The organism is Serratia sp. (in: enterobacteria), from assembly GCF_046715635.1.
Taxonomy (GTDB): Bacteria; Pseudomonadota; Gammaproteobacteria; order Enterobacterales; family Enterobacteriaceae; genus Chania.
In genome coordinates this window covers 14,075-30,113 of record NZ_JBKJYW010000039.1, presented here as the reverse complement: position 1 = coordinate 30,113, position 16,039 = coordinate 14,075, and the positions used below count along the sequence as shown (strand labels likewise).

Here is a 16,039-nt window from a genome sequence, read left to right as displayed (position 1 = left end):
TTGTCGAATGAGTCCAAACTGGCGACTCAACGACGACTTCCCCATACAACAGAACTTCGTGGCCTTTATCGCAATATCACTAAACAACTTATTAAAGATAACCTTTCAATCTGTTATTTAGCTAAGCAGCTAACTATCAATTTCCTGCTGCTGGATACTAATTTACGACTTTTTCAAACTAAGTCAATACTGTTTTTAACAACATACGTTTATTCGCTAAATCGCTAATTTTAAACGTACTGAGATCGACTAGCGTTTACCTTTCAGGTTACTTGGTAACTACACGCCAGCTAAATTTACCTGTAGCAACAGCGCCCCTGCAAGTACCGTCATCACGCCTAGCCATTGCACGCTAGACAGCCTTTCACCTAGTAATAATGCCCCTAACAGAGCGGCAACTCCACCAGAAAGCGTACTTAATACCGTCACAACCGAGAGCGAACCATGGCCACTTCCCACGGCAAAAGCCACGAAACCAGCCAAATTTAATAGGCTGGCGGCCAGTAATAATCCGCTCTGCCGCAGATTGGGACGTGCCAGTAGTTTTTTACGATCGCCGAATATCAACAGGGCCGTCAGACCCACAGCATAACCCATCCACAAACTGAGCTTTGGCCCTAGCACCGGCAAGGTATAACGCCCCTGTAACCAGAAACTACAGCCGTAACAAAGTGATGCCAACAGGGCGAACAACAGCGGGAGTCGCATCGCAGATGTTTCTGTCTGTCGGTTCAGGTTCATAGCGGTCAAGATTACGCCCAACAGGCAGATTGCCAGCCCCAGAACGGTGAATGCCCCTAGCCGTTCGCCACTGATCCAGGACAACAATGCCGTCACTGCGCCATAGCTGGTGACTAATGGTGCTACCAGCGCCGCTTTGCCCAACGCAAACGCATGCGATAAGGCCAGCGCACCAATCACGATCAATCCCGCGGCCAGTAACGCCAGCCCCCAAATAGCAATCGGGACGTTGGAGACACGTAACGGCATGCTCAGCAGCAATAAGGTTAAAACAACCATTCCGACGACCTGCGAGAAAAACACGGCGCGCCTGACACCAACCGCTCGGGCATTGATACCCACCAAGAAATCGGTTCCTCCCCAACATATTGCGGCCATCAGCCCCATCAAAACATCCATCATTTTCTCTCCACCGAATGCATGATGCAGGTTAAGAGAAATAGTGCTTGTGCAACATCGATAGATTGGCAATATGGTTGAATGAAACTCAAGCTGAACGCTCAACAACGTCTGCCTTCGTTAAAGGCTCTACACACTTTCGAGGTGGCAGCACGCTGTAGCAGTTTTACCGAAGCCGCCGATGAATTGAATGTGACCCTCGGCGCCGTCAGCCGTCAAATACGGCTACTGGAAAGCGAACTGGGTGTGACATTATTTCATCGTAAAGGTAATGCAGTGGCCTTGAATGATAGCGGCCAACAACTGTCTGCGGAGGTTATCCGGGCCTTTATGCTACTGAGGAAATCCTGCGAGCGCATGCGCCCAGAGGAACAGAGTACGCTCAAGCTAACCTGCACTCTGGGTATAGCCAGCCACTGGCTAGCCCCACGCCTGCCAGCTTTACACCAACAAGATCCCGCGACCGCATTAGTGATCGATGCCAATGAAAGCGTGCGCGATCTTGAGGCCGGTGAAGCGGATATCGCCATCCGTTACAGCCCGATTAACAGTCCATTGCACCATTCCCGACGTCTGCTGACCGATACTTTTTCGCCCTTGGCCAGCCCAGACTTCTTGCGTTGTTGCCCAGCAATTAGCTCCCCCGAAGATTTGCTGGGATTACGCCTGATCCACTCCCCCTGGAAAGATGCACAGGGCTTGGGCGTTGCTGCCTGGCAAGATTGGTTCACCGCCTGCAAGCTTAGCGGCAAGCCCGGCTCGCTACTGACTTTCAACAGCGTTGGTCACGCCCTGCAAGAAGCCATTGACGGGAACGGCGTGGTACTTGGCAGCTTGGCGGTAGCGCAGGATGCTTTACGCAGTGGTAAACTGGTTGAGATTTTCGCCGGACAATGGCAGCTTCCTTCCGCCTATGAATTCCGCCTCTGTTGGACAAACCAGGAATTTCTGGGGGCGGCGACACGCCGCTGGGTAAATCTGCTGTTAACTGCGGCTGGTCGCCCCGCCAACTGTTAACACCGCACATATTGCTTCCCCGACTGGCGCAATTCCCGCTAATTTATGCAAAATTTCCCGTATAGCGAGAATTCTGGTGGACATACCACGCTATCTGCAACACATCGGCTTTCAGGTGGCGTTTATTTCCGGGGAGATCCACACTAGAGACGGCTCTTTTGGCCCGCCGTTTGACCATATGGCGCTGGTGGTAACCCTGGATCAGCCCTATCTGGTCGATGTTGGGTTTGGCGATTCTTTCCTCGCCCCGCTGAAAATCACCACCACCGAGCAACAACCGCAGGCCAGCGGTACCTTTCATCTTGAGCAAGACGGTGACTGGTATCATCTGGAGCGCCGCAATGGCGATCGGACCTCCCACGCCAAGACGCTGTATCGCTTTACCCTGCAACCCCGGCAGCCGGAAGAGTTTAACGACATGTGCCACTATCACAGCACTTCGCCCCAGTCGCATTTTACCCAAAAGCTGGTGTGCTCTCGCCCCACGGAAGACGGCCGCATCACCCTCAGCGAGTTAAAGCTGATCGTGACCCAAGACCATCACCGTAAGGAGTCGACACTGCATTCAGAAGTGGAACGGCTGGAGGCGCTGCGGCACTATTTCGCTATTGAACTCAGGAGTTAGCGGCAAATCACCCGCGCAATATCCTTGGAGTTGTTTAACGTGCGGATCTCGGTAAACAGCTCCGTGGCTTCCTGATACTCTTTGCGCAGGTAGCTGAGCCACTGTTTGATGCGGGCGACGTGATATAAACCGGTATCGCCCTGCTTTTCCAGATGCACGTACTTTTGCAATAGCTGCACCACCTGCGGCCAAGGCATACGCGGTTCGTTATATTTCACCACACGGCTCAGGTTGGGGATGTTCAACGCGCCGCGCCCCAGCATTACCGCGTCGCAGCCGGTGGCCTGCATACACGCCTGCGCACTTTGATAGTCCCAAATTTCCCCGTTGGCGATCACCGGGATGCTCAAACGTTGGCGGATCTCACCGATCGCCTGCCAGTTGATGCGATCGGCTTTGTAACCGTCCTCTTTGGTACGGCCATGGATGGTGATTTCGGTCGCCCCCGCTTGCTGCACCGCATCGGCAATTTCAAAGCTGCGGGAATCTGAATCCCAACCCAAGCGCACTTTTACCGTCACCGGCAGATGCGCTGGCACCGCGGCGCGCATCGCTTTGGCCCCCTGATAAATCAATTCGGGATCTTTGAGCAAGGTGGCCCCGCCGCCGCTGCCGTTGACATGTTTGGACGGGCAACCGCAGTTCAGATCGACACCGTAAGAACCTAGCTCAACGGCCTGAGCCGCGTTTTCCGCCAGCCATTCGGGATATTGGCCCAGCAGTTGCACCCGCACCTGGGTGCCGGATGGCGTTCTGCTGGCATGGTGCAGTTCCGGACACAGACGGTAGAAGGATTTGGCGGGCAATCGTTGATCGATCACCCGCAGGAATTCGGTGATGCAGAGATCGTAATCGTTCACCTCGGTGAGCAATTCTCGCACCAGAGAGTCAAGTACCCCCTCCATTGGAGCCAATAATACGCGCATGCCTACCCCTGCAATCAAAGAGGGCGCAATGATACGGGCGAAAGGTGGTGCCAACAACCCTCCCACCGATAAAATTAGCCTAGTTTGCGCAGCGGCTCACCGGCAATAAACGCTTGGATATCGGCAATCGCTTCCCGGAAATAGGTGCGGTAGTTATCATCCGCCACATAACCCACATGCGGCGTAGCCAGCACGTTGGGCAAACGGCGCAATGGGTGATCGGCCGGCAGTGGCTCTACTTCAAACACGTCCAGACCGGCACCGGCGATCTGCCCGGTTTGCAGCGCCTCAACCAGCGCTTGTTGATCGACGATTGCCGCACGTGAAGTGTTGATCAGGAAAGCGCTATTTTTCATCTGCGCCAGCGCCTGGCGGTCGATCAGCCCACGGCTGCGATCGCTTAACACCAGATGTACCGAAACAAAGTCACTCGCCGCTAGCAGCGCCTGTTTTGACTCGGCAAGCTGCACGCCGCATTCCTGTGCCCTTTCTGCCGTCAGATTCTGGCTCCAGGCTACTACATTCATGCCAAATGCCTGTGCCACCTTCGCCATCTGGCCGCCGATCTTGCCTAGCCCCAGCAACCCCAGCGTTTTCCCATGCAAGGTGATGCCAACATGTTGCTGCCAAGGCCCGTTGGCACGTAATCCGCTGCTTTCAGCCACCAGATGTTTAGCCAAACCGAGGATCAGCGCCCAGGTCAGCTCCATCGGCGCTTCAGAACCGCTAGCGGTACCGCATACGGTAACGCCTTGCCGGGTTGCCGCTGGCAGATCGATCGAAGCGTTGCGCATGCCTGAGGTGATCAGCAGTTGCAGTTTTGGCAAACGAGAGAGCAATGCGGCGGTGAACGGCGTGCGCTCTCGCATAATCACCACGATCGCGCAGTCGTTGATGCGGCTCACCAGTTGATCTTCATCGTCAATATGCTCACGCAGGGAAAAGACCTCAACCTGCTCGCCAAGGACGATCCAATCCGCCATCGTCAGCGCTACACTCTGGTAATCATCAAGAATTGCACACTTCAATTTCATCGGTAACTCCTGGAAAGCAGGCGAAAAAAAAACCGCCAATCAATGGCGGTTCAGTATAGATCAACTCAATACCCGTCGTCTTTCAAGCCGCAGGTGGGCGACTTGAAATCCATAGAGTATAGAAGGTTATTCAGACGGTTTATGGCTACGCGGACGGCGCGACGGAGCACCTGAACGCGGTTTGCCGTCACCCTGCGGGCGAGCACTGCCGCCGCCGCGATTTTCACGCTGACCGCCGCCATTGCCGCTACGCTGGCCGCCACCGTTTCCGGTACGCGGAGCGCCGCCGCCGTTGCCACGTGGAGCACCACGGCCACCACCAGCCTGACGACCATTGATGATCGGCTCGGCCTTAATGCTTGGGTCCGGCTCATAGCCTGGCAGGGCAATACGTGGAATTTCACGCTTGAGCAGGCGCTCAATATCACGCAGCAGTTTGTGTTCATCCACGCAGACCAATGAGATCGCCTCACCGGTACGTTCGGCACGGCCAGTACGGCCAATGCGGTGAACATAATCTTCTGGTACGTTTGGCAGCTCATAGTTCACTACGTGTGGCAACTGATCGATATCCAGGCCACGCGCGGCGATATCGGTAGCTACCAGCACACGGATTTTGCCGTCTTTAAAGTCTGCCAATGCGCGGGTACGTGCGCCCTGGCTTTTGTTGCCGTGGATAGCTGCAGCGGTGATACCATCTTTATTCAGCTGTTCGGCCAAATGGTTGGCGCCGTGCTTGGTACGGTTAAATACCAGCACCTGCTTCCAATCACCTTCACCGATCATCTGGGAAAGCAGTTCACGCTTACGCTTCTTATCGACAAAGTGAACGCTCTGTTCAATCTGCTCGGATGCGGTGTTGCGGCGAGCCACTTCTACCGACGCCGGGTTGGTCAGCAGTTTACTGGCCAGCCCTTTGATCTCATCGGAGAAGGTCGCGGAGAACAGCAGGTTCTGACGCTTGGCAGGCAGCTTGGACAGCACGCGGCGGATATCATGGATAAAGCCCATATCCAGCATGCGGTCGGCTTCGTCCAGCACCAGAATTTCAATTTTGGACAGATCAACCGCGTGTTGATGTTCCAGATCCAGCAGGCGACCCGGCGTTGCCACCAGAATGTCGACGCCGCCACGCAGCTTCATCATCTGCGGGTTGATGCTCACACCACCAAACACCACCAGCGAACGCAGGCGCAAGTGCTTGCTGTAAGCCTCAACGTTTTCGCCGATCTGTGCAGCCAGTTCACGGGTTGGCGTCAGGATCAACGCGCGCACCGGGCGGCGGCCTTTGATTGGATGATCGTGTTTGCTCAGCAGCTGTAACAGCGGCAAGGTAAAACCGGCGGTTTTACCCGTGCCGGTCTGGGCGCTGGCCATCAGGTCACGGCCTGCCAATACCACCGGGATTGCCTGGCGTTGAATTGGCGTAGGTTCGCGATAGCCCTGTTCTTCAACAGCGCGCAGAATTTCAGCACTTAAGCCGAGGGTTTCAAATGACATAGTAGAGAAAAACTCCAGATCCCCCCTAACCTAAACAAATGTTCGGTGCAGTTTCCGGGAGGATGATCAGACGGGGCATAAGGAGGTACTCGCACTTTTTTGCGGCACATCCTCGGCATGACCTCGAGGGATTGGCACAAACTGCAGTGCACCAAGCGCGAGAGTGTAGCAGAAATCGAATAAGAAAAGGCAATTTTACGTGTTCACAGCACTTTTCGCCGAGCAAGCTCACGGAAAAGCAAAATGTTCTGACCTGTAAGTTTGCATTTTATCCAGCTCGGCCTAAAGTTAATCATATGATTGATTAACTTTTCAGGTCAGCCAATGTCCTCTGCGGAAAACCAACCGGTAAGCCCTATTAAACGGGGTGAGCAAGCCCGTCAACAACTGCTCACCGCCGCGATTGAAGTGTTCGGCGAATATGGCCTTTCGGGTGCCACCACGCGGCAAATCGCCCAGCGCGCCGGGCAGAACATCGCCGCCATCACCTATTATTTCAACTCGAAAGAGGGGTTGTATCTGGCGGTAGCCCAGTGGATTGCCGACTTTATCCAACAAAGCTTCCGCCCACTGAGCGAAGAGATCGAACGTTTCTATCAACTGCCCGCAGAGCAACGCCAGCCAGAGCATTATCTGTACCATCTCAAAAGCGGGTTGCTGGCCTTCAGCCAACTGATGACCGAGCCCCACACGCTCAACCTGAGCAAGATCATGTCTCGCGAACAGCTTTCGCCAACCGATGCCTACCCGCTGATCCACCAGCAGGTGATAGCCCCGCTGCATCACTTACTGTGTCGCCTGTTAGCGGGCTACACCGGCATCGATGCGCGCTCCACCAAAATCGTCTTGCATACCCATGCGCTGATCGGTGAAGTACTGGCATTCCGCGTTGGCCGGGAAACCCTGCTACGCCAGGCAGGCTGGCATCAGATCGCGGCAGAAGAAGCCAAGCAGATTAGCGAGGTGCTGGCCGAACATATCGACATTCTGGTTAACGGGCTACGCCAGCGTTACGCCGTCTAACTTTCCGTCTTGCGAGTAAGGAACATTATGAACAAGAAAAGAGTTGCCATTGTGGGTATAGCGATCGTGCTGATCGCCGCTGCGGCCTACGGTTTCTGGTCTTACCAACGCCAGCAGGACAAGCCTTTGACGCTGTATGGCAATGTGGATATCCGCACGGTCAACCTGGGTTTCCGCGTTAATGGCCGGTTGGCCTCACTGGCGGTAGACGAAGGGGACAGCGTGCAACAGGGGCAGTTGCTGGGCAAACTGGACGATGCTCCTTACCAGAACGCGTTGCTACAGGCACAGGCCAACGTGGCCAGCGCCAAAGCCAAACTGGATTTATTGCAGGCAGGCTACCGCAACGAGGAAATTGCTCAGGTGCGATCCGAAGTGGCGCAACGGCAGTCGGCCTTCAGTTATGCCGACAGCTTCTTCCAACGCCAACAGGGGCTATGGGCGAAAAAGGCCACCTCTGCCGATGCCCTGGAAGATGCCCGCACCGCACGAAATCAGGCGCAGGCTAATCTGCAGGCGTCGAAAGACAAACTGTCGCAATACCTGACCGGTAACCGCCCGCAGGAAATCGAACAGGCCAACGCCAATCTGGCACTAGCCGAAGCGGCACTGGCGCAGGCCCAATTGGATCTGCATGACACCACCCTGCTCTCTCCGTCTGTGGGTACGGTTATGACGCGAGCCGTGGAGCCAGGCACCATGCTCAGCGCTGGCAGCACGGTATTTACCCTGTCGCTGACCCGCCCAGTGTGGGTTCGCGCCTACATCAATGAAACCAGCCTGGGTAGCGCTGCGCCAGGTACCGAAGTCTTGATCGAAACCGACAGCCGCCCTGGCAAGCCTTATCACGGCAAGATTGGTTTTGTTTCCCCCACCGCGGAGTTCACCCCCAAAAGCGTAGAAACACCGGATCTGCGTACCGATCTGGTCTACCGCCTGCGGATCATTGTCAACGATGCCGATGACGCCTTGCGTCAGGGGATGCCGGTTACCGTCCATTTCTCACAACCGTAAGGAACCGTGATGGCACAGGCACATACGATTGAACTGGTGGCGTTGGAAAAACGCTTTCCATCACTCGATAAACCGGCGGTGGCCAGCCTGACGACCACGCTGCGCAGTGGCGCGGTGACCGGGCTGGTTGGCCCCGATGGCGCGGGCAAAACTACCCTGCTGCGCATGTTGGCAGGTCTGCTGCTACCCAGCAGCGGCAAGCTGACCGTCGCCGGGTTGGATCCGATCGCACAGGATCGCCAGTTGCACGCTATTCTCGGCTACATGCCGCAGAAGTTCGGGCTGTATGAAGATCTGACGGTGATGGAAAATCTCACTCTGTATGCCGATCTGCGTGGGGTTACCGGCGATCTGCGTAAACAGACCTTTGAACGGTTGCTGACGTTTACCGATCTGACCCGCTTTACCAAACGGCTGGCGGGCAAGCTTTCCGGCGGGATGAAGCAAAAGCTCGGGCTGGCCTGTACGCTGCTTGGCCAACCTCAGGTGTTGCTGCTGGATGAGCCCGGCGTCGGCGTCGATCCCATTTCGCGCCGCGAACTATGGCGAATGGTGCATGAGTTGGCCAACGACGGCATGCTGATCCTGTGGAGCACCTCCTATCTTGACGAAGCCGAGCAATGCCGCGAAGTGCTGCTGATGAACGAGGGCGAGTTGCTATTCAGTGGTGCGCCACAGGATCTTACCCAGCGTATGGCTGGCCGCACCATCCTGATCGATACCCCAGCCGGTAGCCACCGATCGCTGTTGCAGCGGGCGATCTGTCTGCCTGCGGTTAGCGACGGCGTGATCCAGGGGAAATATCTGCGGCTGATCCTCAAGCCGGACGAAGATCATCAGCAGGTATTACGGGATCTGGATCTGCCACAGGCCGAATTAACCGAGGCCGATCCGCGTTTTGAGGATGCGTTTATCGATCTGCTGGGCGGCGGCCCGAACAGCAAATCCGCCCTGGCCGAGATCATGCCCACGGTAACGGGCGACAGCTCGGAAACGGTGATCGAAGCACAGGGTTTGACCAAAAAATTCGGCGACTTTGCGGCCACCGACCATGTGGATTTCAAGGTGCAGCGCGGCGAGATTTTTGGCCTGCTCGGCCCCAACGGCGCGGGCAAATCTGTGGGGTGGTGATCAATTCTGCATAGGTCGGGCGGCTCGAGAAACTCGAAGGAAACCAGGACCGGAGCGGCCTGGCGGTAAAAATTGGATTCTGCATAGGTTTGTAACAAAACGCGCAAAAATACGATATTTTGCATTCAATTTTGCATAACTTTGCGCGGGGTATGGCAAAGTTTAAACATCATTTAAACGGCAATAATTTCTTAACTATCCACTCACTAAGCCAATCTCAACTATGATCAAATTTCGCCCAGATATTAACCGTTTTAATTGAGGGAGAAAATCAATCACATGTCCCACCTGAAAAAATAAAACTGTTTATAAAAAAGGACTTACAGCCCGCAATGTTATGCGATACAACTCGCATAGCGGCTTTACTACGCCTTTTTTTCCTGACCACGTATAGCGCTGGCCTGGGACGATTTCAGCCGTGCTGATGCAGCAGCAGCCTCGAAAATCTCTCTGACTTCTTCAGATGGCAGATTTAGCGCCATCATTATGACCTTGGCCGTAGTACGATTAACGCCATGCCTTAATAAATTATCTTCAATTTCAATCAGTTCGCTATCATTAAGACCGTTTGATGCTGAATTTTCCGCCCCCCCTGGAAGTATCGCCCTAATCCCATTCAAAGCAATATGACTTAGGACCGCCTCACGCTGTTCTAAAGTCATCCGATCATAGATACGTAGCCAATCACGCTTTAAATCATCCACAGCCGCCACAGCGCGTTCTGGTTGGTCTGTTGGTTGTCGCGCAGGCTTCTCAGTCCCGTATACCAGCCAATCTAAGCTTACCTGCTCTTTATTTGCTATTGCTTGAACATTGCTAAGAGCGGGATCTGTGTTTTTGGTTAGATAATTGTTCAGTGTTGAAAAAGAAAAACCCCAATCCCTAGCCGCCGCTCTTACACTTCGATTGCCTATCAACTGCTTTAAACGCTCTTTAAAGCTTTCTTTTCGTTGAGATAGAAAAGAAACATCCTCTTGTTTTTTATCATTCATTTGCTTTTCCACGTAACCAATTGAAATTAATATCGAAAACAATAGAGATCAAAGTGAAAACAAAAAAGATCAAAGAAACGAGGTCTTTTGCTTTACATGACCACTATTTGGATCAATACTCATCTGGACGGATAAGCCGCGCAGGTTATCCGCACGGTTAACTTTTTAGGGTAATCGAACTATGACCAGAAATGAAATTGTTTGTATGGACTGGCACAGAATCGACGTTGTGGCAGCACTCCATAAGTGCGGGTTGACGATGCGTGCATTGTCAACAAATGCAGGTATGGCCCCGGATACGTTGAAAAACGCACTCTATCGGCCATACCCGAAAGGCGAAAAGATTATTGCCGATGCACTAGGCAAAACCCCGGCGCAGATTTGGCCGAGCCGTTACACAACACGTCAGGTAGCGTAAAAATGTATATATCAGTGAATGAGTTGGTCGGGCTACCAGGGATGCCACGCACCGCACAAGGTGTGCGCGCAGCGCTAAATAAACTCGCTGGTAATTCACCAGATATGAAGCAAAAGCGCGCAGGCTCAAAAGCTTTTGAGTACAGCGTTAAATGTTTGCCTGCTGAATTGCAAAACATCATCCGCGATCGGCACATCGCCTCTCTTGTGTCCGCGCCAGCCGTCGCCAGCGATGCCGCAAAACCGGCACGGCGTCGTGCCGACGCCAGCCCGGCTATCGATGGGAAATTAGCTATCGTTCGTCAGTGCCCCGCCGTGCTGGACAACTGCGTGCGCGAATTGACCGGCAAACAGCGCGCGATCGTTGATGCCCGTTGTGCTGTTGTGGCCGAAATCATGCGCCTGGAGCACACCATGCGCTTTTCGCGCATTAAGGCGATCACTTGGTTGGTAGAGAACGCGCGGGCCGGTACGCTGCCTCCTGCGTTGCTTGAGAACATCGCGGCAGGTAATGCTAAACGCGGCGCTAACCGCCTGGTCAGTACGCGCACGCTCAATCAGTGGGTTATTGATTACAGCAAGGCCGATAACGCCGCCGAACGGCTGGCAATGATGGCACCAGCGCACCCACAAGCGAAGCGGCCAGAGCAGATCGGGTGGTTGCCGCGTTTTCTGGCACATTACCGGACCACTCATGGCCTAAATATTAACGAGGCATACCAGGCATTTCGGGACGAATGGAAAGCGGATTTTATCGATAAGCCGTCAATGCTGGCCGCGTTGCCATCTATCTATGCGGTTCGTCGGGCACTCAATAAAATGCCGGTGATTGAGAAGATGCGCGGCCGTGTAACTGGCTCGGCCTGGCGTTCTATCAACCCTTACACCGTGCGCGACTGGGAGCAAATGCCTGTTAATGGTGTGTGGATTGGTGACGGCCACAATATGGACGTTGAAGTGGCGCACCCTATCCACGGGCAGCCATTCAGCCCGGAGATCACCTTGATTATGGATGGCCGGACGCGCTATTTAACCGGGTGGAGTCTGGCACTGTCTGAAAACGTGTTTGCGGTCGCTGATGCCTTGCGTCATGGCATGACGCATCACGGTAAACCCGATATTTATTATTCAGATAATGGCGGCGGTGAAAAAAACCTTATCTTGGATGCCCCTATTACTGGGATATTGCCGCGCCTTGGTGTGGATCACCGAACCGGTATACCCGGCAACCCGCAAGGGCGCGGCATTATTGAACGTATAAACAAAGTGATCCCCGACAAGATAGCGAAGCAATTCGCCACTTATTACGGGCCAGGGGCAGACCGGGAAACATACAGGATAACCAGCCGTGCAATTAGAGCCGCTAGTGTGGCACTCAAGAACGGCAAAGAATTATCAACCCCACAAAAGAATGCTTTAGCTAAGTTACCGAGCTGGCAACAGTTGTTAGACGTGATAGCGAGTGTAATCGACTGGTACAACTTCCAGCACAGACACACCGGCCTCCCACGTCGCTCTGATGGTTTGCATTTTACCCCGGCAGAATACCGGAAATTTGTAATTGAAACCGAACAGACAGCAATAGAGCAGCTTTCTGATATTGAGTTACGCGATATGTTCCGGCCACAAATGATCCGTAAGGTCGATCGCGGGATGATTAAAATATTTAACAATAACTATTTCTCGCTGGACTTGGCGAAAGAGCACGGAAACGAGGTAATCGTCAGTTATGACATTCACGACGGCGCTAGCGTTATCGTTCGCCGCATGGATGGCACGTATATTTGTGACGCTATCTGGAACGGCAACACCCGCGCCGCGTTCCCTGTTACCGCTGTTGACCACAAACAGAAACAACGTGTTGGCGGCATGATTAAACGCGCTGAGGAAAAAATCACAGCAGCGAAAGATGAACTTAACCCAACGTTGGAACCTGCCTTTGATTTTGGCGCATTAATTCCAGCGGAAGTAATCAGCGATACCCCTCAACCGCTCTTTGAATTTGAGTCCGATCGGGACGAGTGGGAACGGCAACAACGTAAAAATCGCGCGATAGGAGAGTAATTATGAATGCGGCAAAACAGTTACATGATTTTATGTTAGATGAAAATATGACTCAGGCGGCAGTGGCTCGGGCTGTTGGACTCAGCCCGGCCACAATTAACCAATACTTGCAGGGTAAATATCGTGGTGATGCGACCGCCGTAGAAACGGCTGTTGACCAATATATCAAGCGGACACAGGAAAAAAAAGTAGCTGCACGCCAAATTAATGCGGGTTTTGTCGAAACGCATACGGCGCGCCGAATCCTTGAGTTTATCCGCCTGGCGCATATTGATTGTGAAATTCAGGTGTTATATGGCGAGGCCGGGTTAGGTAAAACAATGGCCCTTAAACATTACGCCGCGAATCATTCCGACGTTTTATTGTTGGAAGCGGATCCTTGTTATACAGCGCGCGTTGTCCTGGAGGAATTGTGCCTAAAATTGGGTGTTCCTACCCAGGGTAACATGCACGAATTAACGCGCGGCATTGTGGGTAAGCTGCGTGACAGCGGTCGCCTAATTATTATTGACGAGGCCGAGCTATTGCCCCACCGGGCGTTGGAGATATTGCGCCGGATCCACGATAAAACCGGCGTAGGGCTGGTGCTAGCGGGTATGCCACGCCTGATCATCAACCTTAAAGGCCAGCGCGGTGAGTTTAAGCAGCTCTTTAGCCGTGTTGCCTATGCTCACAATCTGGGTAATACCCTGCCGAGTGAGGATATTGTGGCTATTGCAGCGGCCCAAATACCCGACCAGGCCGACGAGCTGGCGGAAGTGCTTTACACCGAGTCACGCGGTAACGGTCGCCGGTTATCTAAATTGCTTAAACGTGCGGTGCGATTGTGCTCTATCAATGGCAGTACGCCTAGCAGCGCCATTATCAAGCAAGTGGCGGGGATGTTAATCAATTAGCGGAGGTGTTATGGGTGCAAATCTCAGTTATTTGTCTCCAGTTGAATTATTAAAACGCTTTTATCCTGAATTAAAGAATGCCAAGTTGCGTACCATTTTTGACGATGGACGCCGGGCGCGCCTGGCGGCTGAAAAAAAAGGGTTAGATACAAATATCGTCCCATTATTCAGCCGTAACGCGACATACCAATCGACCTATAAAAAAGGTTGGCAGGCGGTAACCGTGCAAGATATCGAATTCATGAAACGCAATAATCTATAGGGGGCAATATGAAACACGTCAGCAATGAAAACATCAGTCTTATGTTGCTTAAGGCTGGTCCGGTCGTTGAGTCTATGACGCAAAATGGAATCTCGATCCAGAATGTGATCATCCGGTCTGGAAAAGTGGTGGTAAATATTGTTAAAAGTCCACTCTGTGAAGAATGGATTAGGGATGGTAAAGCGAGGTATTGCAAGATTAATTCATCATCTGAAAACTGGAGCGGCCGTCAGGGGGTTTTTGAAATCAATGATTGTCGCATTGTTTGGTCAGAAACTACTACGGCTCTAAGGTGGGTATAAATGGCAACAAACAAGCAATTGGCTTCTTATCATGCAAGGCAATTGAAGCGCATTGCAAAGGAACTACGCAATTTAAGCGCTGAATGGGAAGATGTGGACAACTGGTTATCTGCACGCTTTGAAGATGAAGCGGCAAACGTTGACACACTTAAAACACAACTTACAGAGTTATTTAAAAAATAGAGGTGTTATCTATGCTTACTAAACAATATACCTGCCAACAGGCACCCGAGGGTTACTGGGTTGATGCTAAAGGTGTAATGACACCTGAAAGCATTGTTAAAGAAATCGACAAGGAGCGCGATTGCCTGGTCGGTGAAATGGTCGAGCGTGCCATCGCCATTAATACCGTGCTGTCTGATTTTAAACTAAAGGCGTTTGCCGATATTCAGGCGTTTGTAGATTTATCGGCTGAAAAATACGGCGCTAAAAAAGGTGGTGCGAAAGGTAACGTAACACTATTTACCTTTGACGGCCGTTTCAAAATTCAGCGGGCCATGCAAGATAAAATCCAGTTTGACGAACGTTTGCAGGCTGCAAAGTCATTAATTGAGGAATGTATCTCAGGCTGGACCGAAGGCGTTCGCCCTGAAATTCACATGTTAATCAGTGAGGCATTCTCCACGGACAAGGAAGGCAATATAAACACCGGGCGTGTTTTGGCTTTACGTCGTTATGATAGCCAGAATGGAACGGTCTTTAACTAACGGTTAAATAATACGTTAATAATGGTTTATTTTTCAATAAGATGAGAGAACGTTCGTAGACAGTGCCCGCACTAAAAAGCTGTTCCATTAACCTTCTATATGGATAACTGAAAGAACAAAAGACTCCACGATACCCTATGGATTTCAAGTTGCAGCTAGGCGCCAAGCTATCTCATCCCCAGGAGCTTACGTTTAGTAAGTGACTGGGGTGAGATAGTGCAGGTAACAACGCTGCGGCTTGAAAGACGACGGGTATTAGCGGCGGTTGCCGAAGATACGCAGGAGCATCAGGAACAGGTTGATAAAGTCGAGATACAGCGTCAATGCGCCAACGATAGCGTATTTGCGGAAGCTATCTTTATCATCGGCATTCAGCTGTTCGCCCATCGCTTTCAGTTTCTGGGTGTCATACGCCGTCAGGCCAACAAATACCAGCACGCCGATATAGGTGATCGCCCACATCAGTGCCGGGCTTTTCAGCCAGATGTTCACCAGTGACGCCAGCACAATACCAATCAGCCCCATAAACAACATGCTGCCAAAACCGCTCAAATCGCGTTTGGTGGTGTAGCCGTACAGGCTCATTGCACCGAACATACCCGCAGTGACCACGAAGGTGCTGGCGATCGAGCTATAGGTGTAGGCAATAAAGATGCTTGAGAGCGTTAACCCAGTCAGCGCCGAGTAGAGCATAAATAGACCAGTGGCCACGGTGCCGCTCAGACGGTTAACCATGCCGGAAATCACAAACACCAGGCCTAGCTGCAGAATAATCAGCCCAAAGAAAGTGATCTGGCTAGAAAAAATAAAGTTGATGATCGCAGGCGTATGCGCTGCATACCAGGAAACAAATGCGGTCAACAGCAAGCCACAGGTCATCCAGCCATACACCTGCGCCATATAAGCCTGAATGCCGCTGTTGGCACGTTCAACGATCGAACCATTACGTGGATATCGGTCCATGACGGTTACCTTTTACATGTGAGCCA

At 52.6% G+C, this 16,039-nt stretch carries 15 protein-coding genes and 3 pseudogenes; 12 read left to right on the top strand and 6 right to left on the bottom strand.

Features of this window, described 5'->3' with window-relative positions:
- Nucleotides 1-279: 279 nt before the first annotated feature.
- Nucleotides 280-1,143, bottom strand: a complete 864-nt coding sequence (locus tag ACLQ7H_RS01900; RefSeq protein ID WP_411751204.1) for an EamA family transporter — start codon at nt 1,141-1,143, stop codon at nt 280-282.
- Between the two features lie 78 nt (nt 1,144-1,221).
- Here ACLQ7H_RS01900 and ACLQ7H_RS01895 point away from each other — a divergent pair, with 78 nt between their 5' ends.
- Together ACLQ7H_RS01895 and ACLQ7H_RS01890 are read left to right on the top strand one after the other, a co-directional pair.
- Nucleotides 1,222-2,157, top strand: a complete 936-nt coding sequence (locus ACLQ7H_RS01895) for a LysR substrate-binding domain-containing protein (RefSeq protein ID WP_411751203.1) — start codon at nt 1,222-1,224, stop codon at nt 2,155-2,157.
- A 94-nt stretch (nt 2,158-2,251) separates the two neighbouring features.
- Nucleotides 2,252-2,782 (top strand): annotated as a pseudogene (locus ACLQ7H_RS01890) (arylamine N-acetyltransferase family protein); the annotation flags it as partial.
- On the opposite strand, the gene dusC reads toward ACLQ7H_RS01890, so the two are convergent.
- From dusC to rhlE, 3 genes are all read right to left on the bottom strand, one after another.
- Nucleotides 2,779-3,708, bottom strand: a complete 930-nt coding sequence (gene dusC, locus ACLQ7H_RS01885) for a tRNA dihydrouridine(16) synthase DusC (RefSeq protein WP_411751202.1) — start codon at nt 3,706-3,708, stop codon at nt 2,779-2,781. The pseudogene ACLQ7H_RS01890 and the gene dusC sit on opposite strands and share 4 nt — an antisense overlap.
- A gap of 74 nt (nt 3,709-3,782) precedes the next feature.
- Nucleotides 3,783-4,742 carry a D-2-hydroxyacid dehydrogenase family protein gene (locus tag ACLQ7H_RS01880; protein ID WP_411751201.1) on the bottom strand — a complete coding sequence of 320 codons (960 nt, stop codon included), beginning with the start codon at nt 4,740-4,742 and terminating at the stop codon, nt 3,783-3,785.
- 126 nt (nt 4,743-4,868) lie between these two features.
- Nucleotides 4,869-6,242 (bottom strand): ATP-dependent RNA helicase RhlE, encoded by a 1,374-nt coding sequence (rhlE, locus tag ACLQ7H_RS01875; RefSeq protein ID WP_411751200.1) that lies wholly within the window; start codon nt 6,240-6,242, stop codon nt 4,869-4,871.
- A gap of 324 nt (nt 6,243-6,566) precedes the next feature.
- Here rhlE and cecR point away from each other — a divergent pair, with 324 nt between their 5' ends.
- The 3 genes and pseudogenes from cecR to ACLQ7H_RS01860 all read left to right on the top strand — a co-directional run.
- Complete coding sequence (gene cecR / locus ACLQ7H_RS01870) at nt 6,567-7,265, top strand: transcriptional regulator CecR (RefSeq protein ID WP_411751199.1); 699 nt, start codon at nt 6,567-6,569, stop codon at nt 7,263-7,265.
- 27 nt (nt 7,266-7,292) lie between these two features.
- Nucleotides 7,293-8,279 (top strand): secretion protein HlyD, encoded by a 987-nt coding sequence (gene hlyD, locus ACLQ7H_RS01865; protein ID WP_411751198.1) that lies wholly within the window; start codon nt 7,293-7,295, stop codon nt 8,277-8,279.
- 9 nt (nt 8,280-8,288) lie between these two features.
- Nucleotides 8,289-9,398: pseudogene (locus tag ACLQ7H_RS01860) on the top strand (ATP-binding cassette domain-containing protein); the annotation flags it as partial.
- A gap of 377 nt (nt 9,399-9,775) precedes the next feature.
- Here the strand turns inward: ACLQ7H_RS01860 and ACLQ7H_RS01855 are convergent.
- On the bottom strand, nt 9,776-10,402 hold the full coding sequence (locus ACLQ7H_RS01855; protein ID WP_411751197.1) for a helix-turn-helix domain-containing protein: 627 nt from the start codon (nt 10,400-10,402) through the stop codon (nt 9,776-9,778).
- A 181-nt stretch (nt 10,403-10,583) separates the two neighbouring features.
- Here ACLQ7H_RS01855 and ACLQ7H_RS01850 point away from each other — a divergent pair, with 181 nt between their 5' ends.
- The 7 genes and pseudogenes from ACLQ7H_RS01850 to ACLQ7H_RS01820 form a co-directional block, all read left to right on the top strand.
- Nucleotides 10,584-10,820, top strand: a complete 237-nt coding sequence (locus tag ACLQ7H_RS01850) for a transcriptional regulator (protein WP_308872182.1) — start codon at nt 10,584-10,586, stop codon at nt 10,818-10,820.
- A gap of 2 nt (nt 10,821-10,822) precedes the next feature.
- Complete coding sequence (locus ACLQ7H_RS01845; RefSeq protein ID WP_411751196.1) at nt 10,823-12,883, top strand: Mu transposase C-terminal domain-containing protein; 2,061 nt, start codon at nt 10,823-10,825, stop codon at nt 12,881-12,883.
- Nucleotides 12,884-12,885: 2 nt separating this feature from the next.
- Nucleotides 12,886-13,779: an AAA family ATPase gene (locus tag ACLQ7H_RS01840; protein ID WP_411751195.1), complete on the top strand. Its 894-nt coding sequence runs from the start codon at nt 12,886-12,888 to the stop codon at nt 13,777-13,779.
- A gap of 10 nt (nt 13,780-13,789) precedes the next feature.
- A complete protein-coding gene (locus tag ACLQ7H_RS01835) occupies nt 13,790-14,041 on the top strand; it encodes a hypothetical protein (protein WP_411751194.1) in 252 nt (83 codons plus the stop codon).
- A gap of 8 nt (nt 14,042-14,049) precedes the next feature.
- Nucleotides 14,050-14,343 (top strand): hypothetical protein, encoded by a 294-nt coding sequence (locus ACLQ7H_RS01830; RefSeq protein WP_411751193.1) that lies wholly within the window; start codon nt 14,050-14,052, stop codon nt 14,341-14,343.
- A complete protein-coding gene (locus ACLQ7H_RS01825; RefSeq protein WP_308872869.1) occupies nt 14,344-14,526 on the top strand; it encodes a hypothetical protein in 183 nt (60 codons plus the stop codon).
- Nucleotides 14,527-14,537: 11 nt separating this feature from the next.
- Nucleotides 14,538-15,032, top strand: a pseudogene (locus ACLQ7H_RS01820) (DUF3164 family protein); the annotation flags it as partial.
- 273 nt (nt 15,033-15,305) lie between these two features.
- Here ACLQ7H_RS01820 and ACLQ7H_RS01815 read toward each other — a convergent pair.
- Entirely contained in the window at nt 15,306-16,013 is a 708-nt protein-coding gene (locus tag ACLQ7H_RS01815) for a Bax inhibitor-1 family protein (protein WP_248946152.1), read from the bottom strand.
- Between the last annotated feature and the right edge of the window lie 26 nt (nt 16,014-16,039).